Source organism: Flagellimonas halotolerans (genome assembly GCF_035818535.1).
Classification (GTDB): Bacteria; Bacteroidota; Bacteroidia; order Flavobacteriales; family Flavobacteriaceae; genus Flagellimonas; species Flagellimonas halotolerans.
In genome coordinates this window covers 512,215-537,584 of the sequence record NZ_JAYKYV010000001.1, presented here as the reverse complement: position 1 = coordinate 537,584, position 25,370 = coordinate 512,215, and the positions used below count along the sequence as shown (strand labels likewise).

The 25,370-nt window shown below is 44.0% G+C and carries 24 protein-coding genes; 6 read left to right on the top strand and 18 right to left on the bottom strand.

All coding sequences use genetic code 11. The annotated features are described in order from the left end of the window. Window positions 1–2: 2 nt before the first annotated feature. The 13 genes from VM932_RS02465 to VM932_RS02405 all read right to left on the bottom strand — a co-directional run bounded on the left by VM932_RS02465 (window position 3) and on the right by VM932_RS02405 (window position 11,261). Window positions 3–362 (bottom strand): MmcQ/YjbR family DNA-binding protein, encoded by a 360-nt coding sequence (locus VM932_RS02465; protein WP_326276988.1) that lies wholly within the window; start codon window positions 360–362, stop codon window positions 3–5. Next, a complete protein-coding gene (locus tag VM932_RS02460; RefSeq protein WP_293167131.1) occupies window positions 359–760 on the bottom strand; it encodes a Dabb family protein in 402 nt (133 codons plus the stop codon). Before VM932_RS02460 ends, VM932_RS02465 begins: the two co-directional genes overlap by 4 nt. Window positions 761–762: 2 nt before the next feature. After that, window positions 763–1,386, bottom strand: a complete 624-nt coding sequence (locus tag VM932_RS02455) for a DUF4230 domain-containing protein (RefSeq protein ID WP_326276987.1) — start codon at window positions 1,384–1,386, stop codon at window positions 763–765. Then, window positions 1,379–1,738, bottom strand: a complete 360-nt coding sequence (locus VM932_RS02450) for a DUF4260 domain-containing protein (RefSeq protein WP_326276986.1) — start codon at window positions 1,736–1,738, stop codon at window positions 1,379–1,381. The genes VM932_RS02455 and VM932_RS02450 overlap by 8 nt, the downstream gene beginning before the upstream one ends. After that, complete coding sequence (locus tag VM932_RS02445; RefSeq protein ID WP_326276985.1) at window positions 1,735–2,487, bottom strand: cyclase family protein; 753 nt, start codon at window positions 2,485–2,487, stop codon at window positions 1,735–1,737. Before VM932_RS02445 ends, VM932_RS02450 begins: the two co-directional genes overlap by 4 nt. Window positions 2,488–2,572: 85 nt before the next feature. After that, window positions 2,573–3,703: a radical SAM family heme chaperone HemW gene (gene hemW, locus VM932_RS02440; protein ID WP_326276984.1), complete on the bottom strand. Its 1,131-nt coding sequence runs from the start codon at window positions 3,701–3,703 to the stop codon at window positions 2,573–2,575. Window positions 3,704–3,710: 7 nt separating this feature from the next. Continuing rightward, on the bottom strand, window positions 3,711–4,262 hold the full coding sequence (ruvC, locus tag VM932_RS02435) for a crossover junction endodeoxyribonuclease RuvC (RefSeq protein WP_326276983.1): 552 nt from the start codon (window positions 4,260–4,262) through the stop codon (window positions 3,711–3,713). Between the two features lies 1 nt (window position 4,263). Then, complete coding sequence (locus VM932_RS02430; RefSeq protein ID WP_326276982.1) at window positions 4,264–4,743, bottom strand: hypothetical protein; 480 nt, start codon at window positions 4,741–4,743, stop codon at window positions 4,264–4,266. A 44-nt stretch (window positions 4,744–4,787) separates the two neighbouring features. Beyond that, window positions 4,788–5,936, bottom strand: coding sequence for a tetratricopeptide repeat protein (locus VM932_RS02425; protein ID WP_326276981.1), 1,149 nt, complete (start codon window positions 5,934–5,936; stop codon window positions 4,788–4,790). Between the two features lie 29 nt (window positions 5,937–5,965). Next, window positions 5,966–7,879: a TonB family protein gene (locus tag VM932_RS02420; protein ID WP_326276980.1), complete on the bottom strand. Its 1,914-nt coding sequence runs from the start codon at window positions 7,877–7,879 to the stop codon at window positions 5,966–5,968. Continuing rightward, entirely contained in the window at window positions 7,876–8,238 is a 363-nt protein-coding gene (locus tag VM932_RS02415) for a BlaI/MecI/CopY family transcriptional regulator (RefSeq protein ID WP_326276979.1), read from the bottom strand. The genes VM932_RS02420 and VM932_RS02415 overlap by 4 nt, the downstream gene beginning before the upstream one ends. Window positions 8,239–8,543: 305 nt before the next feature. Further along, window positions 8,544–10,769: a TonB-dependent receptor gene (locus VM932_RS02410; protein WP_326276978.1), complete on the bottom strand. Its 2,226-nt coding sequence runs from the start codon at window positions 10,767–10,769 to the stop codon at window positions 8,544–8,546. Window positions 10,770–10,883: 114 nt separating this feature from the next. After that, a complete protein-coding gene (locus VM932_RS02405; protein ID WP_326276977.1) occupies window positions 10,884–11,261 on the bottom strand; it encodes a hypothetical protein in 378 nt (125 codons plus the stop codon). A 177-nt stretch (window positions 11,262–11,438) separates the two neighbouring features. Here VM932_RS02405 and VM932_RS02400 point away from each other — a divergent pair, with 177 nt between their 5' ends. After that, a complete protein-coding gene (locus VM932_RS02400; RefSeq protein WP_326276976.1) occupies window positions 11,439–11,951 on the top strand; it encodes a DUF456 domain-containing protein in 513 nt (170 codons plus the stop codon). On the opposite strand, the gene VM932_RS02395 is transcribed toward VM932_RS02400, so the two are convergent. Next, a complete protein-coding gene (locus VM932_RS02395; RefSeq protein ID WP_326276975.1) occupies window positions 11,948–12,502 on the bottom strand; it encodes a nitroreductase family protein in 555 nt (184 codons plus the stop codon). The genes VM932_RS02400 and VM932_RS02395 overlap by 4 nt on opposite strands. A gap of 48 nt (window positions 12,503–12,550) precedes the next feature. Beyond that, on the bottom strand, window positions 12,551–13,438 hold the full coding sequence (locus VM932_RS02390) for a LysR substrate-binding domain-containing protein (RefSeq protein WP_326276974.1): 888 nt from the start codon (window positions 13,436–13,438) through the stop codon (window positions 12,551–12,553). A gap of 239 nt (window positions 13,439–13,677) precedes the next feature. On the opposite strand from VM932_RS02390, the gene hutH reads away from it, so the two are divergent. Genes hutH through hutG form a run of 4 tightly spaced genes read left to right on the top strand, consistent with a single transcriptional unit; the run spans window position 13,678 to window position 19,473 of the window. Further along, entirely contained in the window at window positions 13,678–15,255 is a 1,578-nt protein-coding gene (hutH, locus tag VM932_RS02385; RefSeq protein ID WP_326276973.1) for a histidine ammonia-lyase, read from the top strand. Window position 15,256: 1 nt separating this feature from the next. After that, complete coding sequence (gene hutI / locus VM932_RS02380; RefSeq protein WP_326276972.1) at window positions 15,257–16,483, top strand: imidazolonepropionase; 1,227 nt, start codon at window positions 15,257–15,259, stop codon at window positions 16,481–16,483. 10 nt (window positions 16,484–16,493) lie between these two features. Continuing rightward, a complete protein-coding gene (gene hutU / locus VM932_RS02375) occupies window positions 16,494–18,497 on the top strand; it encodes a urocanate hydratase (protein ID WP_326276971.1) in 2,004 nt (667 codons plus the stop codon). 4 nt (window positions 18,498–18,501) lie between these two features. Beyond that, a complete protein-coding gene (gene hutG, locus VM932_RS02370) occupies window positions 18,502–19,473 on the top strand; it encodes a formimidoylglutamase (RefSeq protein ID WP_326276970.1) in 972 nt (323 codons plus the stop codon). A gap of 570 nt (window positions 19,474–20,043) precedes the next feature. On the opposite strand, the gene VM932_RS02365 is transcribed toward hutG, so the two are convergent. Both VM932_RS02365 and VM932_RS02360 read right to left on the bottom strand, forming a co-directional pair. Further along, a complete protein-coding gene (locus VM932_RS02365) occupies window positions 20,044–20,493 on the bottom strand; it encodes a LexA family protein (protein ID WP_326276969.1) in 450 nt (149 codons plus the stop codon). Beyond that, on the bottom strand, window positions 20,490–21,749 hold the full coding sequence (locus VM932_RS02360; RefSeq protein WP_326276968.1) for a Y-family DNA polymerase: 1,260 nt from the start codon (window positions 21,747–21,749) through the stop codon (window positions 20,490–20,492). The genes VM932_RS02365 and VM932_RS02360 overlap by 4 nt, the downstream gene beginning before the upstream one ends. A gap of 135 nt (window positions 21,750–21,884) precedes the next feature. On the opposite strand from VM932_RS02360, the gene VM932_RS02355 reads away from it, so the two are divergent. Beyond that, window positions 21,885–24,191: an FdhF/YdeP family oxidoreductase gene (locus VM932_RS02355; RefSeq protein WP_326276967.1), complete on the top strand. Its 2,307-nt coding sequence runs from the start codon at window positions 21,885–21,887 to the stop codon at window positions 24,189–24,191. Here VM932_RS02355 and VM932_RS02350 read toward each other — a convergent pair whose 3' ends face one another. Continuing rightward, a complete protein-coding gene (locus tag VM932_RS02350; RefSeq protein ID WP_326276966.1) occupies window positions 24,192–25,370 on the bottom strand; it encodes an acyl-CoA dehydrogenase family protein in 1,179 nt (392 codons plus the stop codon).

The following is a 25,370-nucleotide window of genomic DNA, read 5'->3' as shown; positions in this document are numbered from 1 at the left end:
TGTCAACCTAAATTTTTAAGCTCTTGCTGTAGCTTTTTGGTGAGACTGGATACCACCAGTTCGTAGGAATGGTCGACCAAGTCTTTGATCAATTGCGGTGGGAGTTGTTCCAAAAACAAAGTGTTCCAATGGGTTTTGCTCATGTGATAGCCCGGCGCAATGTTTCCGTCATATTCTTCACGGAGTTCTTCTGCCCTTTCCGGGTCGCACTTTAGGTTGCACTGCGCAGGAAGACGTTCCAAGGGAACCAAGGCAAACATTTTGCCCATAACCTTGAACACCAAGGTGCTGTCATCAAACGGAAATTCTTCAGTTACACCTTTTTTGGATATGCAAAGCTCCCTAAGTTCCTCTACATTCATTGTTCGATTCCCTGCGAGTCGTAAACGATCACTTTTTCCCATAGGTCCTCGCACTCCTCAATAAACACCAAGTGTGGAGGCTCTTCTTGATAGGCAGCCTGATCTTCGGCGGATTCAAAAGATAAAATCAAGGAATAGGTAAATGAATCATCCACTACATCGCGAATCGCCTTTGGCGGTTTACCTATAAATTTGGTTTTGGCGTACTTGGAATTGTTCAAAAATTTGGTCAAAGACGCTTCAAAAGTAGCTCGGTCGGCTTGGTTATCTGGGTTTTTAAACCAGAAATAAACCACATGTGCAAACGTGTGGTCAAAAGTAGTTTTGTTGGATTCTTGTGCATTGCTCATAACTGATATTGTACCTACCAGAAGTAGGGTCAAAATTTTGGTTTTCATATTCACTCTTTTATAGATTGTTTTTCTCTGTTTGATATTTCCAAGGCGGAATAATCCAATGTCCACCCAATGGTCTCTACGATTTTCTCCACGACCAAAACGGCCTGTAAAGCTTCATTTTTTGCGGTTTCCATAAGTCCGCTTTCTGGTATTTTCTGTTTTATGTGCTCCTTAGCCTCTTGGTTTAAATTCGTTAGGTCCGTGGGCGAAAAGCTGTTAAAAATACCATTTTTAATGTCATAAAATTGCAAGTCGGGCTCAATGGACAGTACTTCTGGCTCTGGAAAATGGCTCAAGATGATTTTCTTTTTATCATTGTCCGCTTTCATATCAAGTTTGTTCAGATCATACCCGATATGGGCCTTGGCCTTGATAACGATCAATGCCTTTTTCTTGCTTCGGAACAGACTCATAAAACTGTCCTTGGTATTCTCGTAGTGATAGATTTCGGCAAAATCACCTTCAACGGAAACCAGTTTGCACACGCTGCGTATCTTGTTCAAGATTACGGTGGATTGCTGCTCCGTTATTTCCTTGTTCCTTTTTTTTCGGAACACAGAGTACAACCAATACATGAGTATTGCTCCTAGTACAAGCCCCAGAAAAGTGTCGAAAATTTCACCCATTAGTATTACCTATTTCACCCAAATGGGTAAACTTGAATCCTTTGTCATATTTTAAGCCGTAGCCCAATATTCGATCGAAAGCCGAATGCGTAAACAAAATTACACCGATCAGCTGACATAAAGGTATTGAAAAGTAGACACCAGCAAGATAAATTAGTAGGGCAACTCCTTTATGATGGGACAAATTATAGAAAAAAGCTCCCGCTTTGTTTCCGAAAAGATACCCTAACATGCCAATGTCGGGCGTTAAAATAAGCACCAAAAACCACCACCAGGCATAATCCAACAAACTGAAAAAATAGATGCCCAATGCGAACATCATCAGCTCTTCAAGCTTTAATACCGTCTTCATTTTTCAAGAATTTTATACAAGACCGGCCTGCTGGGGCTGGCATCGTTCTCAAAAGGCGCCACTTGAAGGTTTAAAAAATAGGTGCCGTCCTCCACGGGATTGGGTACATAAATAAATTCTGTGATGGTCGCTTTTGTGCGGGGCTTACCGTTCATGTTCCAAAAGGCCTTGTGTGCCAAAAGTCCGCCCCCGTCCCTTTCCTTGTCCACCGATGGAAGGTCTATAAGCAAATGCTCAACCCCTTTTTTCACCAAATGTTTGGCCGCTGCCTCCGTTAAATAAGTTGGGTTGGTATCCGAATATTTTTTGGAACGCTTATACCCCAAATTGGGCATGGTCCTGATGACCACGGCCTGTCTTTTTTTGTTGCCCAGAGCGTATTTTATTTGCTTTTCGGATATGACGAAGTCCTCTCCCATCTGTTCGGGCGCCACGGTAATCAACTCGGCCAAAAAGAAAAACTTCTTCAGCTTTTTGTTGATGGAGTTGAACTCCTCCGATATATGCCCCAAACATTCCGTGTGTGTTACATGTGAATGTGGATTGAACCAAATATCATTGAAATTGGTGGATCCGCCCTCGGATACCTTGCCTATAAACCCATCTTGCTCGTGCGGGGCAATTTTTGGCGGGTCCAAATACCAGGCGTTCACATTGTTGTCGCCCCCTTTAAGCGGTATGGAAATATCGAGCGGTTCGGTTAAATCTATTCTGTAGTTTCGCGAGTTGTGTTTTATGGTTGCGATCAAATTCTATTCCTTTTTTAACTTCCCAGTGTTTTTTGGGATTCAATTCTACTTCATGGATTCCTGCCTTGGCAGGAGTGACAATTTACTACTTTAAATTAACCATAAAAAGGTCTGCGGCAATTCCATCGGTTAAAAACTTGCCTTTTTGGGTCGTGAGCAGTTTTCCATCTTCCAGAACCAGAAAATCTTGCTCCAGAAATTTAACCGCTTGTTGCTTGAGATACTTTTGGTAGTTTTCACCAAATTCCGAGGCTATCCTATCCAAATCCACACCCCAAACAGTTCGCAAGCCAGTCATCACATATTCGTTGTACCTGTCCGTTTTGGAAAGGGTCTCAATTTCCAAGGGCAAAGTACCTTTAGTTATTTTTTTAATGTAGGTCGGATTGTTTCGAATATTCCAACCTCTGTGTTTTCCATCAAAAGAGTGTGCCGATGGCCCCACTCCCAGATATTTTTTGCCCAGCCAGTATGCTGTGTTGTTCTTGGAGAAGAAACCGGGCTTCCCAAAATTGGAAATCTCATAGTTCACAAAACCCTGAGCTTCCAACATATCCACCAAAATATGAAACTGTTCTTGAGCCTGTTCATCATCCACATCGGGGACAACGCCTTTTTCAATGAATTTCTTCAGGGCGGTTCGGGGCTCCACGGTCAAAGCATAGCTTGAAATATGGGGCAGGCCAAAATCCAATGCCTTTTGGATGTTCGATTTCCAACGTTTGTTATCCATTCCCGGGATTCCGTAGATCAAATCAATGGTGATGTTATCAAAATACCCAATGGCTTCTTGGATGCACTGTTCAGCTTCTCCTGCGTTGTGGGCACGGTTCATCAGCTTTAAATCTTCATCAAAAAAAGATTGAATGCCGATGCTAAGGCGGTTTACTGGACTGTTGGACAATTGGATGATTCGATTGCTGGTTAAGTCATCTGGGTTGGCCTCTAACGTAATTTCAGGCTCGTCAATTACATTGTAATGCTCATAAACCGTCTGAATCAATCTTTCAATTTCTTCATTGGAAAGAACCGATGGTGTTCCTCCTCCAAAATAGATGGTCTCAACGGCATCATCCACCTCCGATTTGCGCAAAACAAGTTCTTTGGCAATGGCATTGACCATGACCTCCTTTTTTTCCAGTTGGGTGGAAAAATGGAAATCACAATAATGGCAAGCTTGCTTGCAAAATGGAATGTGGATGTAAATTCCGCTCACTCGATTGTTATTTGATCTTATCCGGGTTCTGTTTGATGAAGGCCTCCCAACCCGTATAACTTTTTCCTACTTCCATCCTGCCCTCGTTGTAAAAATGGCAAACGGCTGCGGCCAATCCATCGGTACTGTCCAAATTTTTGGGCAAGGACTTCAGCTTTAAAACACTTTGAAGCATTCTAGCCACTTGTTCCTTACTGGCATTTCCATTGCCCGTGATGGCCATTTTTATCTTTTTGGGCATATATTCCGTTATCGGGACTTCTCTAGACAAACCAGCGGCCATCGCCACCCCTTGTGCACGGCCCAATTTTAGCATCGACTGTACATTTTTGCCATAAAAAGGGGCTTCAATGGCAATTTCATCTGGGTGATAGGTGTCGATGAGCTCCAAGGTACGCTCAAAAATAAGTTTGAGTTTGGTGTAGGGGTCATCATATTTTCGCAGCATCAGCTCGTTCATTTGCACAAAATGCATCTGTTTGTTAATGACTTTGATGATTCCAAAACCCATGATGGTGGTTCCAGGGTCTATTCCCAATATGATTTTTTCTGTAGCCAAGTTAGTTGGTGTTTAGTACCAGTGGGAGCCTAAAACGTAGGCTTACCGGGTTTCCTCTTTTTAATGCGGGCGCCACGGTGGTCAAATCGTTCAAATGTTCGGAAATTTTGCTGTTGAAATCGGATATCTCATTCAATACGGAGGTCTTTTCTTCGACGCCCAACACGGAGATAAAACCGTGTTCATCAATCAAGAAATCGATATAAACCGTGTCGTTCATATCGTTCCGAACCTGAAACTTGAGTCCTGCCAAAGCTTCGGAAAAATATTCGGTAATCACATTCTGGAAGCACTCCTGTTGGGCGTCCTTGGGGGCGGTTTCGTCGCAATCCTCAAAAAGTGGGTATTGGTCCACATCGTTCCAATCGATGGCCAAAAGTTCCTCATTGACCAGTTTTTGGGCCTTGTCCTCCTTGGACTCGAACAGCTCGCAGGATACGAGAAAACCCATAAAAATGATCAATAAAACATACTTCTGCATGACAGCCCTGATAATTTGGCTGAAATTACGACATTTTGAAGAAATCAGTTGCTGCCAAAATGGATTTCCTCCTTTATCTCAGTGATGCGGTTTCTGACCCGTTCCTTGAGCCAAGGAACTAAATCAGGATACATTTCAAGTAACTTTTCGTAATAGTTCAATCGGGTTTTGGAATCCTTGTAGTATTGGTCCGCCAAAACACAGACTTGATAATAATTGTAATAATTCTCCTTGTTCTCTTCCCATGCTTTTACATAGTAATCTATGGATTTTTTGGTTTGCCCTTTGAGGCGAGCTATACGGCCAAGGCTCGCATATTCCTTCGGAAACGAGATCATTCGCTCCTCAATGGATTTTTTGATGTAGTATTGCGCACTATCCAACGCTTTTTCCTTAAAATATACCTCTCCCAATCCTGCATAGGCAACTGCCAATTTATCCGGAAAAGATGTTAACTTGTGATAGGTTTCCAGTGCTTTTTCCGGCTCCCAGTTTCGGAAATAACAATAGGCCAATTTCTCATAAACAAAGGGTTTTTCCTCACCCAATTCCAATAATCGTTCAAAATGAGGGAAAGCAGGTTGAAATTGTCCATTGTTAAAAAAAGCCAAGGCCTTTAAATTGATCATGGCAACGTCATTCCCATAAAATCGAAGGCCTTGATCAATATAAACCAGTGCGGAATCCTTTATTTCTTGGCCTACGTAATATTTACCGAGCGCATAGAGGCTTCTCAAATGGGTGCTGTCCATGGCCACAGCAGTTTTGAATGCCTTGTTGGCCTTGTCTGCTTCTTTCACAGATTCGTAGGTTCTACCCAAATAATAGTAATACTCGGGATTCTCTTGTTCTGATGAAACCAAAACATTAAACATTTCCATAGCAGGTTTAAAGTTTTTGGTTTTCAACAACAACTTGCCAAGCTCGAACCGTGCAAGGTCAAATTTAGGATTCTTGTCCAAAACAACTGTGTATTGGGCAATGGACTTATCATAATTGCCTATGGCATTGTAGGCCCGTGCTATCTGCAGATTCGATTTTTTGTCCCCAACCTTTGCATATTCGTTGATGGCCGCTGCATAGTTGCCCAAAGCGTACAAACTATCGGCAACGGACAAAGCCGATGTTTGTGCACTGGCTTTGGATAAAAAGAAAATCAAAAATGTAACGTAAATGTATTTTGTTTTACGCATCAACAGCCTTGATTTAGTTCTTTTGATTACTAATTGGACACTTCCACCCTTTTATCAGGAAGGCCTACGTACTGGAACTTCACAACATCCCCTTTGTCCACTTCTATTGAAAAAACTCCGTTGAAATCTGACACAACTCCTGATGATTCACCTTCAATGGAAATAGTAACACCTGCCAACCCCAAAGATTCTTTATCGGTCACCGTACCCTCATAAAACATTTTCCCCTGCTTTTCCATGATACTGGCACTTACTAGCATATAGTCTTTCAAGCCATTGACCGTTGTATCCTCTGGTTGTTTTTTTAACCTAAAGGTTATTGGAATCGAGAATGGTACTTTTACCTCTTTCCCTTCATGCTTGCCTGGCTGCATCTTGGGCAAACGTTCTATGATTCTGACAGCTTCATTTTCCAACAACTCGTGTGGGCCACGTTTCCCTATGTCAGTAATTATTCCATCTTTCCCAATCACAAAAATCACACTCACCCTACCTTGAACACCCAGATCTTGGGCTTTTTTAGGGTAATTAAAATGTTTTTTTATATGCTTCACAATCTGTTCATTGAAGCAAGCTCTTTTATCCTCAGCGTCTTCGCATCCCGGAAAGACTGGAACCTCATCGACGTTCGCGAAGGGAACCCCAAGTCTCTCCCCCCTTTGCTTACTGACTTCCTGTTCATCATTTCCTTGGAGCCGGAAAGTTATTGGAATGGAGAAAGGAACATTTACCACTTCTCCTTCATGTTTTCCTGGTTGCATTCGTGGCAATTTTGATAAAATCCTTTCGGTTTCCTTTTCCAAAAGTTCGTGCGGTCCTCTCATTTTGATGTCCACTATGCTTCCTTCTGGATTTATTCTAAAAATCGCACTCACCCTCCCTTGAATACCTTGTTCTTGAGCCGCTTCGGGATAATGAAAGTTTTTACGAATATGTGCTTGCATTTTCTCCTGAAAACAAGCTCTTTTATCGTCAGCGTCTTCGCAACCTGGAAAAACTGGTACTTCATCAATGGCGCCGAATGGGATTTCATTAGCAACGGCCAGAGATACTCCTTCCACCGATTCAAGACCATTATCTTCCTTGTTTGTCTCGCAAGAGGTGTAGACCAACATCCCCAGAACAAGGGGCAACAACAATACATACTTTAACTGCCATACGGCTTTGGATTTGTTTTTTTGTAACATGACTATTCGTTTTTTGATTAATGATCTATTGAAAAATTGATTGACAAAACTGATGTTCTGCGTATGGAACGCTTCGGACAATAGCATTTCAAAATGTGCGGCCTTATTGTGTTTTACCGCCTTTTCATCGGCAATAAATTCATGAAGCTCGGCAACCCTGTTCTGGTAGATGTAAGCTAATGGGCTGAACCAGAAGACGATTCGGGCCAGCTCAAAAAAGAGCAGGTCTAAGGTGTGCCATTGCTTTACGTGCACCAACTCGTGGGCCAGTATGTTGGCTTCTTTGTCCTTTTGGATTTCTTCTCCCATAAAAATGTTTCGGAAAAAGGAGAAGGCAGAAGTGCTTTTTGGCACTGTGACTTTTGTGAATTCTTGGTAATGATACACTGAACCCTTATTACGAAGTTGCCTTATTTGAATCAGCTTGTAGGCAAACCAGATGGAAGCCAAAACACTTCCAGCTCCTAAAACCCAATACGGCCAAGGGATGTTTGCCAAGAAACTGATTTCCTCTGCTCTCGGTCCAAGTACCACGCCATCCAATTGTGTCAGAAAAATTGTGACACCCCCCAATTCTTGCGGCATAGAGGCTTGTAACGCCTCAATCTTTACCCAAGGCAACAGGATAGAAAGTGCAAACGTACCCAAGAGATATACTCGGTTCCATTGAAAAAAAGTTTCTTTTTTCAGAAAGAGATCATAGGCCAACAAAAAGACCAGTTGAAACGCCAAGCTTTCCAATATATAAGTAATCATTGCTCCTCGTCTTTAATGTTTTTCATAATCTCTTCGAGTTCCTTCAGGCTGATATCGTTCTTCTTCATAAAAAAGGATACCATGCTGGAGAAAGATCCTTGGAAATACCCATCCATCAATTTATTGAGGCTCTGATTGCTGTACTCTTCCTTTTTCACCAAAGGAAAATACACATGCCCCTTGCCCACTTTTTCGTGGGACACAAAACCTTTGTCCTCCAAAATCCGAACAATGGTGGAAACGGTATTGTAGGCTGGCTTGGGCTCTGGCAATTCCTCTAAAATTGCAGCTACGTTCCCTTTTTTAATTTTCCAAAGGAGCTGCATTACCTCTTCTTCTGCCTTGGTGAGCTGTTTCATTTGACCCATTTTATTTTTCATTCCCGAGAAATCGGGAATCTTATTAATGTTCCTTAAAATCTGAGTTGAACCCTTGAAAATTAGTTCAGGTTTCTCATCTTGACTTCGACTCCACTCAGTCTGACAATTCGAAAATGAGCTGTGCAATTGCAACTCCTAAACCAAAAAATGGTTTGATGTTTCTCACATTCGCCACGCTCAGTTCGAAATGACACTGCTAATATAACTAAATATTTAGTTTAAACTAATTTTTTAGTTAAAAAAAGAAGAAATTCCGCCAGTGTATTATTCTGGCGGATACTTATTTAGAAAATTACGGTCACCTTACCTCTTAGGTAAAAAGGTGTACCTGGGGTAAAATGGATTTCCTCAAAGGAGTTCGGTTCATTGAACAAACGGCTTTCGGTGGCAAATTGTGTTTCGTTCCATTCAGTGTCGAACAGGTTTTCCACAATCAGGCCAAAGGTCCAGTTGTTTACACTATAATTGAGTGTCGCATCGGTAACAAAATAGCCTTCCGCCACAATGGAGTTGTCCTCGTTGGCAGGTCTATCATCAATATATCGATAGTTCAATCCTCCCGAAAATCCCTGATCACCTCCCAAAGTCACACCACCGGCCATGGTGAAATCGGGTGCCAATGGAATATAATCTTCCCCATCGGCAGCTTCGATACTACGAGCGTGGGTATAATTGGCATCAGTATACAGGTAAAGCCAGTCCAAGGGTTGGTGCCTCGCTCCCACTTCAAGCCCCATTCTTCGGGTTTTTCCGCTGGGCTCCACAATACCTGCATCACCTACATATACAAACTCTTGATCTAGGAACAAAGTCCATAAAGTGGCGTTCAAGACCAATTTGTCCGCAGGTTTTATGATGGTTCCCAAATCCACTCCGTAAGCGGCAGGTAGAATTTCTTCGCCACCATTGGCTACTACCACTCGGGTGTCGTTGGAGTGAAACCCTATGCCCGTTTTCAAGAACAGTTGAGTATTTTGGGTTGGGCTGTAAATGGTATTGAACTTTGGGCTAAAAGCCACCTTTTCCTCGCTTCGGCTATCGTATAGCTCGCTCATCTTATTTATGTAGTCAAACCTAAAATAATCCAATCGAGCAGCTGGCTCAAACATGAATTTACCTGATTTGAATTCAGCGCCCGCAAAGGCGTAGCTGTTCACCTCATCCACATCACCATAGGCCAAACGTTCCAATAATTCCTGACGATTCAGAGTGCGGGACAATTGGTTGTCATCCACATTATCGTACCTGAAACCAATCCCAGCATTGTATTTGAAATCCATACCGCCCAAATTGGCCGAATTATCCTGAAAAACCGTTTTGGCTCCAGCCATCAGTCGGTTTTCAAATTGCCTGATCTGATCTCCGTTCACGGGGTCTTCCAAGAAAAAGGTAAAGTTGGAATACAGTTCAAAATCATAATGGGAAACAAAAGCCATGGAATTCAAGGATGTTCCAGTACCCAAATTTTTGTTATAGTCCAAAACGAAGTTGGTTCGGCTCGTCTGTCCGCCCTCGGTATCGTCAATGGCACCAAAACGACTGATCAAACCCTGGTCCACGGCTCGTTGTGGTATTTGGCCCGATGCATCCCATTTGCTTGAGAAGTGTGATGCGGTCAATAACAATTCTTGATTACCCGGCAAAGCATACCGATATCTTCCCAAGATATTGATGCGATTGAAGTTCTGTGGCGACTCGAATGGACCATCTGTCAAATACAATTCGGAAGCCAAATAAGCATTGCTGTTTTGGTTGTTCATCACATTGAAAATCCCCGTAAACCTACGGGACCCGAACTGTCCCACTTCGGTCGACAACATGCTCTTGTCCAAGCTTTTTCTCAACTTTAGATTGACGTAGCCCGCCGTATTAAAATTGCCTTGATCAGCATAGTAAGGCCCTTTTCCAAAGTTTACATTTTCAATGGTTTCCGGAATCACAAAGTGAAGATCGGCATATCCCTGCCCATGGGCATGGGACACCATATTCACCGGCATACCATCCACGTTGATGGCCACATCGGTGCCGTGATCCACATCAAAACCGCGCAAAAAAATCTGCTCGGCCTTTCCGCCTCCAGCGTGCTGACCGATGATCAGTCCTGGTACCTTCCTTAAAATTCCCTGTGATGATTTTACGGGATTTGTTTTCACATCCACATCCACCACTCTGCTCAAAGCGTCCACCTTTGACACCAAAACCACTTGGTCCAAAGAAATGGAGCTTTCCACAAGAATAACGGTAATCGGATTCTGTAAATCAGCTTGGTTGACCACTCTGGTCTGTGTGGCATATCCCAATCTGGAAAAGTAAATCGTATCGTTGACTGAGGTCCTATCCAGAACAAAATGCCCTGTACCATCGGTATGGCTGTGTTGGCCGCTGGTCTTGTTAAAAATTCCAGCATCTTCAATGGAAGAACCAGATTCATCCACCAGTTTTCCCTTTACGTTTTGTGCAGCAATAGTGCCCATGAACAGCATGGACAATGCCGCCATAAAATATTTCATGTCGTTGTCTTTTAATTTGATTTGTGTAAAAAAGTCTGAACAATAGCATCCCTAGACCTTGGTTCATCGAAGTATTGATGAAGCCTGTTCCTTAAAATTTTGGTCTAGTTTATTTCAGCTATGCTGGGGAGGAGGCGTGGTTAACCCTTGGCACCAAAAAGAAGTTATGTCTTGGTATGCCCAAAGACGATTGCTGTCCATTAAAGTATTGATTTCAGATGCAATTTGAATTTCTTCAACGAAATGTTTATCCAATTTTAGGCTGATGTTATCATTGGATTCGTGCTCATCTGGTTGATTGGCCTCCAACAAATCCTTTAAGGCTTCCAAAGCTTCGTGCGAGTGACCTGCCATAGCCTCCAATGAAGAATAATCAATAGCTTCGTGGTCCGAGGCAAAGTTATGGTGGTGTGCTTTTGGGGCCATCACGTGCGATACTTCGTGCAGGGTTTCCAACACCAATCCATTAAAAAGTCCTAACAAATAAAACATTGCTATAAGGGCGCACTCTACTTGAATGAACCTTGGTTTAGTATGTGTTTTATTTGTTTCCACGACAGTTTCGTAATTGGTTTCAAATTTACCTACGAAATTTTTAGGGGTAGGGTTTTATTTTGATTTTGTTTGTAACAATTGTAGGCTACATTTGTCTAACAGAAAAACACAACCATGGACATTGCTTTGCTCATTTTAGGGTTTCTCCTGATGCTCGTTGGGATACTGGGTAGTTTTTTGCCCGTATTGCCCGGTCCGCCTATAAGTTGGGTCGGACTGCTACTGCTTTATCTAACCAAAGCCGTACCCGATAATTGGTGGGTCTTGGGGGTTACCTTTGTGATAGCCATAACCATAACAGTTTTGGATTATGTGATCCCTGCCATGGGCACCAAACGGTTTGGTGGCAGCAAAGCTGGAATGTGGGGCACCATTGTAGGATTACTTGTGGCTATCTTTGTTCCTATTTTTGGCCCATTCGGAATTATTATTTGGCCCTTTATTGGGGCCTTGGTCGGCGAATTGCTGAACAAAGCCAACAAAGAAACCGCCATGAAGGCGGCTTTCGGTTCGTTTTTAGGTTTTTTGACCGGTACCTTTATGAAATTGTTGGTCACCATTGTGTATGCCATCTTCTACGTGTACATTTCCATCAAATATGCGGGCGACCTGTTCACCTTTAGTTAGTCCAGCCACTCCACTTTGTCAGCCATGGGAGTTCTGGCGGATGGGATTACCTCGCCATCAAAATAACCCATATAGAAAAAGCCCAAGCATTTTTCCCCTTCCTTCAAATCGAAAAACTCATCCATGTACTTAATGAGGCCGGGGGAAGACCAATAACTGCCAATGCCGAGTTCGGTGCAGCACAACCACATATTTTGCACCGCCATGGCCACTGAAGCAATCTCTTCCCACTCGGGCAGGCTTTCCTTAGGGTCCCGTTGCATGCAGATAGCGATTACAGCACCCGAATTTGACGGGTTAAATTGTAATTTTTTAATCTTCATCTGCTTTGGCTTGGGGTCAACCTCTTCATATTTATTGGAAAGGAAAATCCCCAGTTCCTGTTTCTTTTCACCCGTCAACACCTTAAAGCGCCAAGGTTCTGTTTTTTTATGGGTAGGGGCCCAATTGGCCGCTTCCAAAATCTTTTCAATGGTTTCTTTGGCGATGGGCTTATCAATATATTGCGGAGGAAAAATGCTTCTTCTCTCCTTGATCAAGTCAAAAATCATAGTTGTATATTAAGTTGAATTCCAAAGTTACACTCGAAAACATTGCCGTCATAATTCCATGAGCAAATCCATACATTTCTGTAGCGCAGGATTCCGATTATCGGTTTTCCAGACCATGCTCAATACGGCACGTTGTTTTATGTTTTTCATTTCGATGAACTTTACTTTCATCTGAAACCCATATTGAAGGGTAGTTGGCACAATGGCAATACCCAGTTTGTTTTCCACCAGTTTAAAAATGGTCTGTGCATGTACCGATTTATGCGAAACATGAGGTACAAACCCACTATCCTCACAAATACTGAGCACCGTATCGTAATACATAGGGCTATAATCCTGGGAAAAAAGGATAAAATCCTCATCCGCCACTTGATTGATGTTCTTAAAGTTTTCCCCATTCAAAGGATGCTCCGCTGGCAGCACCAAGGAAAAGGTGTCCTCAAAAACGGGCTTCACATCCAATCCTTTAGGTACGCGAGACAATCGCACAAAACCAAGGTCCAAACGGTCGGCCAATATCGCATTGATCTGTGCTCGGTTGGAAAGTTCTTCCAAAGTAGTGTGGACCGTTGGATACTTTTCCTTCAAGCCCAACAGCAAATTGGGCACCACATTTTGCATGGCCGAACCCAAAAACCCAATGCGTACCTCGCCCAATTGTCCCTCTCCGATAAGTTTTACCTGTTTTTTCGTCTGCTCCAAATGGTTCAAGATAAATTCCACCTCCTTCTTTAAAAACTCCCCCGCAGGAGTAAGGCTAACCTTTTTCTTGTCCCTAACAAACAGTTGAGTATCCAATATTTCTTCCATCTGTTTGATTTGCGTACTCAATCCCGGTTGGGAAATAAAGAGCTTTTCAGCCGCCTTTCGATAGTGAAGCTCTTCGGCCACGGCCAAAAAATAAATGAAATGTCGTAGTTCTATATGATAATTCATACTTATTGATTATTACAAAAATAAGTATTGGCAATTATTAAACCTAATCGGTAACTTTGAATAGCCGTAATCAATCATGACGCACTGTCACTTCGAGCGCAGTCGAGAAGTTTTTGAACTCAGGGCCCTAAAAAAGATCTCAACTTAAGTTTATCTTGAGCGCAGTCGAAAGACCAGACCTGACATCTTTTAATTCATGGGGTTATTACGGACAATCAGTTAGTAAATTAATTAAACACATGGCGATAAACCGAACATTTCAATTTGGCGAAGACCATTTAACCACAAGCATAGCTTTGGGCATGGCCCAGGGCACCATAAGAGGTATTTTCTCCAATGAATGCTTAAAAAATGTAAATGCCAGTTACGAACGTGTGCAACGCATCGTGGAAAAAGGCGATACGGTGTATGGCATCAATACGGGATTTGGTCCCTTGTGCAATACCAAGATTTCCAAAGCCGATACCAAAATCCTTCAATCCAACATATTGAAAAGCCACAGCGTAGGAGTGGGCGAACCCATTTCCACCGAATTGGCCAAAATCATGTTGATCCTGAAAATCCATGCCTTGGCGAAGGGCTATTCCGGAATTGCCGAAACTACTTTGCAACGTATGCTTTGGCATTTGGAAAACAGTGCCATCCCCGTGGTTCCCTCGCAAGGTTCGGTTGGTGCATCAGGTGATTTGGCTCCGCTATCCCATTTGTTTTTGCCTTTAATTGGTTTGGGAAAAGTGGAATATCAGGGAAAGACCATCCCGACCCAAGCGTTATTTGAACAAACAGGATTACAACCCTTGGAATTGGGCCCAAAAGAAGGACTTGCCCTGATCAATGGCACCCAATTTATCGCCGCACATGGGGTAATGGTGGTCCACAAATTGCAGCATTGCCTTCGACATGCGGATATAATCGGCGCCATGATGCTCGAAGGCCTGCAAGGTTCCATGAAGCCTTTTTTTGAAGAGTTACACGAATTACGACCCTTCAAAGGGAACCAACACGTGGCGGGCAGAATCCGTACCCTTCTTCAAGGTTCTGAGATTTTGGAAGATCATATCGATTGCGAACGGGTGCAAGACCCCTACTCTTTGCGCTGTATGCCACAAGTGCACGGGGCATCCCGAAATGCGTGGCTCCACCTTAAGGAATTGTTGGAAATTGAGCTCAATTCGGTAACGGACAATCCTGTCATCATAAATGATGAACTCACCATCAGCGGAGGAAATTTTCATGGTCAGCCTTTGGCCATGGCCTTGGATTATGCTGCCTTGGCCACATCAGAAATTGGAAACATATCCGACCGACGCATTTACCTAGCCCTGGAAGGCAACAGCCCCGGTGTACCCAAATTATTGATGAAAGATACGGGTATCAATTCCGGCTATATGATCCTACAGTACACTTCGGCCGCATTGGCCAGCGAGAACAAAAGCCTGTGCTTCCCCGCCAGCGCCGATAGCATTCCTACCTCTTTGGGGCAGGAAGACCATGTGAGCATGGGTTCCATCAGCGGTAGAAAAGCACTCAACATTATTGAGAATGTGGAGAAAATCCTCGCCATTGAACTATTGACCTCAGCGCAGGCCTTCGAGTATAGAAAACCCTTAAAATCGGGCATTCTGTTGGATGAAATCCATACATTCCTGAGGACAAAGGTTGCTTTTGCCGAAAACGACCGTGTTTTTGCAGACGATATCGAAAAAGGAATCGAAATTATCCAAAACGGGGAAATCATCAATTTGGTAGACCGTATTATGGAGGAGAAACAACTGAAGTGGAACACACCACACCTTCAAGAATTTGAAACATATTAACATGAGCAGACCACTATTAATAGGACCATTCACCCAATTGCTCCCGATGACGGGACTCCCGCTAAAAGGAGCGCTCAAAGATGAGCAACTCCCCATCATTCAAAATGGCGGCATTTTGGTTTCCGAAGGAAAAATTCTCAAAGTTGGTGTTTTTGACGAGTTGAAATCCGATGAGGTGGACATCCACCCTATCGAAGGAGCACAGGTTTGCCTGCCCGGATTTGTAGACTCGCACACCCATATTTGTTTTGGAGGTACCCGCGCTCGGGATTACGCATATCGAAATGCTGGAAAAACCTATTTGGAAATCGCCAAGGCTGGCGGTGGTATCTGGGATACAGTGACCCAAACCCGGAAAGCATCACAAGAAGAGCTGGTGGAAGGGATTATTTCCAGAAGTAAAAAACATCTCAAAAACGGAGTCACCACCATCGAAGTGAAAAGTGGTTACGGTCTTTCCGTGGATGAAGAATTGAAAATGCTACGCGCCATCAAGCAGGCCAATGAAACTTCGAATGTTACATTGGTTCCGACCTGTTTGGCAGCCCATATGAAGCCTAAAGATTGGAGTCAGGACAAAGATTATTTGGACGTAATCATAAATGAATTGTTCCCCATCATCAAAACCGAAAATTTGGCCCATCGTGTGGATGCCTTTGTGGAAGAAAGTGCCTTTTCTCCCGGGGAAATCAAGCCTTACTTCCAAAAAGCGAAGGAAATGGGATTTGACATTACCGTACACGCCGACCAATTTACTGCGGGTGGCAGTCAAGTTGCAGTGGATTTTGATGCGGTAAGTGCCGACCATTTAGAAGCCAGCACCGAAAAGGAAATTCAACTCTTGGCCAAGAGCAACACCATAGCCACGGCATTGCCAGGTGCATCCATCGGTTTGGGATGCGCCTACACGCCAGCACGGAAAATTTTGGATGCCGGTGGCGCATTGTCCATTGCCAGCGACCATAACCCCGGATCCGCTCCCATGGGCGATTTGCTCACCCAAGCCAGTATTTTGGGAACCTTTGAAAAACTGTCCAACACCGAGGTTTTGGCAGGTATCACCTCAAGAGCTGCCGCTGCTTTACGTTTGACCGACCGAGGAAAACTGGAAACTGGAGCACAAGCTGACTTTGTCATTTTCCCAACGGATAACTATCAGGAAGTCACTTACCATCAAGGGCAATTGAAGCCAAGTGAGGTTTGGAAAAAAGGAACGCCCATCCATTAAACATTGCATCATGACTGAATTTCAGCAACAAATAGTACAAGGCATCCCCCAACAACTTCCTGCTAAAAAGCCATATCCGAAAAACGGGAACCCGGCCCCAAAACGAAAGGACATTCTCTCCAAGGAAGAGAAAAAATTGGCCGTACAGAATGCGCTACGATATTTTCCCGAGGCTTGGCACAAGGAACTTGCCCTTGAATTTGCAGAGGAACTCAAAATCTATGGCCGTATCTATATGCATCGGTTTAAGCCCGATTATGAGATGTACGCGCGGCCTATTTCGGAATATCCCGCCAAAACACATCAGGCTGCGGCGATTATGCTGATGATTCAAAACAATTTAGATCCTACCGTGGCACAGCATCCCGAAGAATTGATTACCTACGGCGGCAATGGGGCGGTTTTCCAAAATTGGGCGCAATACCTGCTTACCATGAAATATTTGGCGGAGATGACCGAGGAACAGACCCTTAATATGTATTCCGGGCATCCGATGGGACTTTTTCCATCATCCAAGGAAGCACCAAGAGTGGTGGTCACCAACGGGATGATGATTCCCAATTACTCCAAACCCGATGATTGGGAAAAACACAACGCCCTTGGCGTAACACAATACGGACAGATGACTGCTGGTTCCTATATGTACATTGGTCCACAAGGCATTGTCCACGGAACGGCCATTACGGTAATGAACGCCTTTCGCAAAGTGTTACAGAAAAACGAATCGCCCGAAGGCAAGATTTTCTTGACCGCTGGATTGGGAGGCATGAGCGGCGCACAGCCCAAAGCAGGAAACATCGCGGGGGGCATTACCATTTGTGCCGAAGTCAACCCCGAAGCTGCGAAAAAACGCCACGACCAAGGTTGGGTGGATGAATTGTTGGTGGATTTGGACCTACTGGTCGTCCGAACCAAAGAAGCTGTTGAAAACAAGGAAGTGGTTTCCTTGGCGTACATTGGCAATGTGGTGGACGTTTGGGAACGCTTTTTTGAAGAGGACATCTTTGTTGATTTGGGTTCTGATCAAACCTCTTTGCACAACCCTTGGGCGGGTGGTTATTATCCGGTCGGACTTTCTTTTGAGGAATCGAATGCCTTAATGGTGGAAAATCCAGAGGATTTCAAGGAAAAAGTGCAGGAATCATTAAGAAGGCAAATCAACGCCATCAATAAACACACCGCAAAGGGCACCTACTTTTTTGATTATGGCAATGCCTTTTTACTAGAAGTTTCGCGAGCGGGTGGCGAGGTGATGGCCGAAAACAACATCGACTTCAGGTATCCATCCTATGTCCAAGATATTTTGGGTCCGATGTGTTTTGACTACGGTTTTGGTCCGTTCCGATGGGTTTGCACATCGGGCGACCCCAAAGACCTTCAAAAAACCGATGCCATTGCCTTGGAAGTGATGAAAAAAATCAAATCCCAAGCACCGGAAGAAATCCAACAGCAGATGCAAGACAACATCAAATGGATCTCGGAGGCAGAACAAAACAAATTGGTGGTGGGTTCGCAAGCACGAATCCTCTATGCCGATGCCGAGGGACGAAGCAAGATTGCCGATGCCTTCAACACAGCCATTGCCATTGGAGAAATTAGTGCACCCGTGGTCTTGGGCAGAGATCACCACGATGTTAGCGGCACGGATTCTCCCTTTAGGGAGACCAGCAATATTTATGATGGTAGCAAATTCACCGCTGATATGGCAATTCAAAATGTGATTGGCGATAGTTTTAGGGGTGCCACTTGGGTTTCCATCCATAATGGTGGAGGCGTTGGCTGGGGCGAAGTCATCAACGGCGGATTTGGAATGGTGCTCGATGGTTCCGAAGAAGCCTCCAACCGATTGAAGAAAATGTTGTTTTTTGATGTGAACAATGGAATTTCACGAAGAAGTTGGGCCAGAAACAAGGAAGCCCGCTTTGCCATTGAACGGGAAATGGAACGCTCTCCAAATTTAAAAGTAACTTTGCCCCATCTGGTGGAATCCGATATTTTGGATAATCTTTTTTAATGTGATGAAACACTACGAACTCCCGAAACAAAACCTCTGGACAGGTCGAATATCCAATAAATGGCTATACCTGCATGAAAAGGTGCATTGCACGCCTTTGAAGGAACTTCCTGAAGCCCAGAAAAAATCCATTGCTCTTTTGGGCTACGCCTGTGATGAAGGGGTGCGAAGAAATCAAGGCCGTATCGGTGCCGCGGAAGGTCCCGATGTCATCAAAAGCAGTTTTGCCAAGATGCCCAACCATTTGGGGAGCAATGTACGGTTGCACGATGTGGGTTCGATTATCTGTGATGAGGGAGATATGGAAGCTGCCCAAAATCAGCTTACCGAAGCTGTCAATTTACTTTTAGAAAGAAAGCAATTCCCTATTGTTTTGGGCGGTGGGCACGATGTGGCTTATGGTCACTATAACGGTATCAAAAAATATCTGGATTTCAAAAAAGAAGGACAAACCATCGGTATCATCAATTTTGATGCACACTTTGATTTGCGGAAAAACACAGAGCAGAGCAATTCGGGCACCCCGTTTTATCAAATTGCCAAAGACTGTGAAAAAGAGGGTGTTGATTTTAACTATCTCTGTCTGGGTATCCGAAAGGACGCCAATGATAGAAACTTGTTCCAAACCGCAAGGGACTTGGATGTCATCTATGTAATGAACGATACCTTTCAAATTCCACTATTGAATGAAATCACCACCTGGATCAATGCCTTTGCCAAAAATGTGGATTTTGTGTATGTCACCATCGATTTGGATGGATTCTCTTCTGCCTATGCTCCCGGGGTAAGTGCGGCTTCGCCTATGGGTTTTACGCCCCACATGGTTTTGGAATGCTTGAAAACCATTATTGGTTCTGGAAAATTGATCAGTATGGACATTGCCGAAATGAATCCGAAATATGATATTGATGGACAAACAGCAAAACTCGCTGCTTCGCTCGTGCACCATGTGGCACATGCTGTTTCTGGGGGTTGATAGTATTTGTCAGGTCGAATGCTCGACTGCCGGACGGTCAGGCAGTCGAGACCTTTGACAGTAAGACCTCTCGACTGCGCTCGAGGTGACAACTTTATAATTTATTAGGAAAAGATTCCGTTCTGCAGCGGAATTTGTTCGACCTACCGGTCTCACAAACAAAAAAAGCCTTCCAAATGGAAAGCCTTTCATTGGCGAGCATCGGTTTGATGCTTCAACCTGATTCCAATCATCGCGACTGGAATCCAACACAACGGTACAAAGATAGCAAAGCTTTTCGAACTTGCCGTCTTTTCAAAAAAAATCAGGGCAAAACCATTCCAAAGGAACATACTTGGCATTCGGGGCAGCGTTAATGGTTTGACACTAATGGCACTAATAATTGAAAACTAGTTGGTGTCAGGTCGAGCGCAGTCGAGACCCAAGTTTAGGACAGATAGACTCAAGATTTCTCACATTCGTTCGAAATGACACGGAGGAAAGCTTCTCAATCCAAGAATAAAAACAATAAAGAAAAACAATATGTCATTTCGAAATGAGGAACATGGTAACGATTGGAAAATCTATCTTTTACACCGCCTTGATCACATAAGTGACCACTCCCCAAATCAATAGGTCACTGTCCTTGGAAACTTTGATGGGTTTGTAATTTTTATTCTCGGGCATCAATGTAATGGTGTCTTTTTCAATGCTCAACCGTTTTACGGTGAATTCCCCATCCAAAAAACAAACGGCTATTTTGCCATGCTCCGCTTCCAAACTTCTATCTATGACCAAGAGGTCTCCATCATCCAATCCGGCCCCAATCATGGATTCTCCGCTCACGCGTGCGTAGAAAGTCGCTTCTTTGTTTTTGATCAAAGTTTTGTCCAAACTGATGCGCTTTTCCTTAAAATCGTCAGCTGGTGATGGAAATCCTGCTGAGATGGCATTTCTGGACAATGGCATCCCCAAACCCTTTTCTTCATTTGGGGCAAAAAAAGTAAGTGAATCTGTTTCTGGCGATTTTTTTGAGGTCATTTCACTTTTATGATATCATTGATGTTTGTGGTATATTTTGGGGAAAGGTGTTCTTGGCGCATCTTCCAAGTCCTTTCCAAATCTTGATTGGCTATTTTCATTTTGCTGATGCCATATTTGTTGTTTATGCCGTCCATCACCTGCATAAGTCTCTGGTGTTTTGGGTTTTCGGACAGGAAGAGATCCAATTGTCTTTCATGGGTGGGCACCAGTCCCGATACGATCACTCCTGCCTTTTTGTATTTGATTCCTGGTTTGAATATGGAGACAGCGGCCTTGACGGCATAGTTGCTTATGGTCAGGCTGGAATCCGTAGCATAGGGCAAGGTAACAATAAGACTGCCCCTATCCTGTGGCTCATCCTTTTTATGCCTGTCACTTCTTAAAAGTACAACAAGATAGTTGCAACTGCTTCCTTGGCTCCGCAATTTTTCGGCACAACTGGTCGCGAAGGTGGATATTCGTTCTTTAATGTTTTCAATATCGGAATAGGTGTATTCAAAGCTTCGTGTGGTGGCTATGGCCTTTTTATCGCGGGTGTAATCATCCAGATCCAAGGTCGGGCTTCCATCCAGATCTTTTTTCAGTCTAAGACCGATTATGCCCATTTGCTTCCGCACCCATTCATCCGACAATTGGGTAAAATCATAAGCCGTTTTTATGTTTCTGCTCTCAAGTCGTTTCAGGTTTCCACGCCCTATCCCCCAAACACTCTCGATCTTGGTCCATTTTAATGCTTTTACCCGTCTCTCCTCGGATTGAATTACATACACACCCCCAGTTTTTGATTTCAGCTTTTTGGCAATTTTATTGGCGACCTTGGCCAAGGCTTTTGTTGGGGCAATTCCTATGCTGATGGGGATTCCCGTACACTTTTCCACACTTCTTTGGATTTCCCTGCCGTAAGCATCAAAGTCGTAGTTCTTGAAACCATCAAACTTTAAAAAAGCCTCATCCACACTGTAGACCTCCATATCCGGCGTGAACGTTCCGAGAATATTCATCACTCTGGCACTCATATCTCCGTACAAGGGATAATTGGACGAAAAGACCTTGATCTTGTTCTCCTTGCAAAATTGTCTGTACTTAAATTCCGGGGCGCCCATGGGCAGTCCAAGTGCCTTTGCCTCATCGCTGCGCGAGATGAAACAACCATCGTTATTGGAGAGAATGGCCACGGGAACATTGTTGAACTGGGGCTGAAAGGCCCGTTCACATGAGGCATAGAAGTTATTGCAATCCACTAGGGCGAACATACTTTAAAATACTCGATTTTTGCTAAATTACATAGGAAATCCATTGCAATTCAAATTAAAGGTAACTACGCTCTACATAGAATTGCCCGAAATGATGAAAAATAATTATCCCACACCAAAATCCTATATTAGAGCATGGAAAAAGAGATAAAGCGCAAGGTTTCCCTCACTGGGGACATCAAATTTACGGGACTGCGTCTAAAAGAACCCATGCAAACCTCTGCAGGTCTTTTGGGGATCAAAGAAGCTTTACGGCATACTTTTAAGGAAATGGGCATTGCCCGTTCCATGCGTAGTCTCTTGGAAATGAACCAAGAGGGCGGCTTTCGCTGCCCCAGTTGTGCATGGCCCGTTCCCGAGCACCCCTCAAAAATTGCGGAATACTGCGAAAATGGAGCCAAAGCACTGGCGGACGAAGCCACCAAAGAACATATTGGCGCGGAATTTTTTGCAAAACATTCCGTGGAAGAACTATCCCAACTCAGCGATTTTGAACTCAACAAATTGGGACGTGTGGTTGAACCGATGATCCTTAAACCGAACAGTGTTCATTACGAACCCATTTCTTGGCAGGATGCTTTTGAATTGATCTCGGATGAATTGCACTGCTTGAAAAACCCAAATGAGGCTATTTTTTATACTTCGGGCCGATCCAGCAACGAAGCCGCTTATCTCTACGGCATGTTTGCCCGTGCTTTTGGCACCAACAACATGCCCGATTGTTCCAATATGTGCCACGAATCATCTGGGGTGGCACTTTCCGAAACCTTGGGCATTGGAAAAGGTTCCGTAAAGCTTGACGATCTGTATGGGGCGGAAGTTATTCTGGTCGTGGGACAAAACCCAGGCACCAATCACCCAAGAATGCTATCGGCCCTGGAAAAGTGCAAAAAGAATGGTGGTAAAATCATCAGTATAAATCCATTGGCAGAAACGGGACTGGTCAACTTTAAAAATCCCCAAAATATTTCGGATATGTTGGGCAACGGACAGCCTATTGCCGACATTCACCTCCCTGTCAAAATCAATGAGGATATAGCTTTGGCAAAACTGATCTTGAAGAAGCTGGTCGCTCTCGATGCTAAAAATTCCAATATTATCGACCACGAATTTATTGTGGAATATGTTGATGGGTATGATGATCTGTTGAAAGATTTAGACCGTTACAATACGGAAAGCCTCCAACGCAGAAGTGGGGTGTATATGCACAAAATTGACAAGGTTGTGGAATTATTGGCCGAAAATTCCAAGATTGTCATCTGCTGGGCCATGGGAATCACCCAGCATAAAAATGCTGTGGAGTGCATTAAGGAATATGTGAATATTTTATTGTTAAAGGGTGCCGTGGGCAAACCCTTTGCGGGAACCTGTCCGGTTAGGGGCCATAGCAATGTTCAAGGTGATCGTTCGGTGGGGATAATGCATTTCGTGAACAAGACCTTGAACGAGAGAATCCGGGAGCATCTTAATTTTGACCCACCAACCGAAAAGGGATATGATACGGTGGAAGCCATTGAGGCCATGTATGGAAAAAAAGCCAAGGTATTCATTTGTTTGGGCGGTAATTTTTTAATGGCGGCATCGGATACAAAATATACTGCGGAGGCCCTACAAAATTGTGATTTGACGGTTCAGATAAGTACCAAACTGAATCGAAGCCATTTGGTGACGGGCAAAACAGCCCTCCTACTTCCCACTTTTGGCCGTTCCGAAAAGGATGATAAAAATGGAGTGCTTCAATTCTTGACGATGGAAAGTAGTACGGGCAAGGTTCGGCAGAGCAAGGGCCTGTTAAGGCCTGCTTCGGAACACATTAAAAGTGAACCTGAAATCATTTCGCTCTTGGCCCATACATATTTTAGGGGCGACCATTCCATGAATTGGTATGCATTGGGCCAGGACTACAATCTCATCCGAAATCTTATCGATAAGACCGTAAAAGGGTTTGAAAAAACGAGTGAACAGTCCAAAGGGTTTGGGTATTACCTCCCGAACAATGTTCGTGAACGTGATTTTCGGATGCTGCCGAACGCCAGGGCACAGTTATCCATTACCTCTTTGCCCGACCATCAGCTGAATCCTGATGAATTGCTGTTGATGACCATACGGTCCCACGACCAGTTCAACACCACCATTTATGGATTGAACGATCGTTACCGCGGCATCCACAACGAGCGCCGCGTAGTTTTTATGAATGAGGAGGATATGGCGGAGAAACATCTGACCAAACTGGATGTGGTTCATCTACACAGTAATTATGACGACATCAAACGCACCGCGGAAAAATTTATGGTTGTACCCTATGAAATCCCGAAAGGAAACATGGCCGCTTATTTTCCTGAAACCAATATGTTGGTTCCCCATAATCATTTTGCCGATAAAAGCCAGACGCCCATCAGTAAATCCATTAAGGTAACGGTAGAAAAAGTTTCTTTATCTTGATTATTTAAATGCCTGGATTCCGGTAATATCCGCACCAGTAATCAAGAGGTGGATATCGTGGGTACCTTCGTAAGTGATTACGCTTTCAAGGTTCATCATGTGGCGCATAATGCTGTATTCGCCGGTAATGCCCATTCCACCCAATATCTGTCTTGCTTCGCGGGCTATTTTAATGGCCATTTCCACATTGTTCCGTTTGGCCATGGAAATTTGTGCCGTAGTGGCCTTCCCTTCATTTTTTAACTGTCCCAAACGGAAAGCCAGTAATTGGGCCTTTGTAATTTCGGTAATCATTTCGGCCAACTTTTTCTGCTGAAGCTGGTATGCGGCAATGGGTTTCCCAAACTGAATCCGCTCTTTGGCATATCGGAGTGCCGTATCATAACAATCCATGGCGGCACCAATGGCTCCCCAAGCAATGCCATATCGGGCGGAATCCAAACAACCGAGTGGTGCTCCAAGTCCGTTTTTGCCCGGCAACAAATTTTCTTTGGGCACTTTTACATTATCAAAAATAAGTTCGCCCGTGGCCGATGCCCGCAATGACCATTTGTTGTGCGTCTCAGGTGTGGAAAAACCTTCCATGCCACGTTCCACGATAAGCCCATGAATGCGCCCTTCTTCATTTTTGGCCCACACCACGGCTATATCGGCAAAGGGTGAATTGGAAATCCACAATTTGGCACCGTTCAAAAGGTAATGGTCCCCTGCATCCTTGAATTTGGTCTCCATCCCCCCCGGATTGGATCCATGGTTGGGTTCAGTAAGTCCAAAGCAGCCCATCCACTCCCCGGTCGCCAACTTCGGTAGATATTTTTTGCGTTGTTCTTCGGAGCCATAAGCAAAAATGGGATACATGACCAAGGATGATTGTACGGAAGCGGTGGAACGCACCCCGCTATCACCCCGCTCAATCTCCTGCATGATCAACCCATAGCTGATTTGATCTAAGCCAGCCCCACCATATTCTTCTGGAATGTAGGGTCCAAACGCACCTATTTCGGCCAATCCGCCGATAATCTGTTTGGGAAATTCCGCTTTTTGGGCATATTCCTCAATAACGGGTGAAATATCCCGCTTCACCCATTGACGGGCAGCATCGCGAACGAGTTTATGTTCCTCGGAAAGCAAATCATCGAGGTTGTAGTAATCTGGTGCTTCAAATAAATCGGGCTTCAT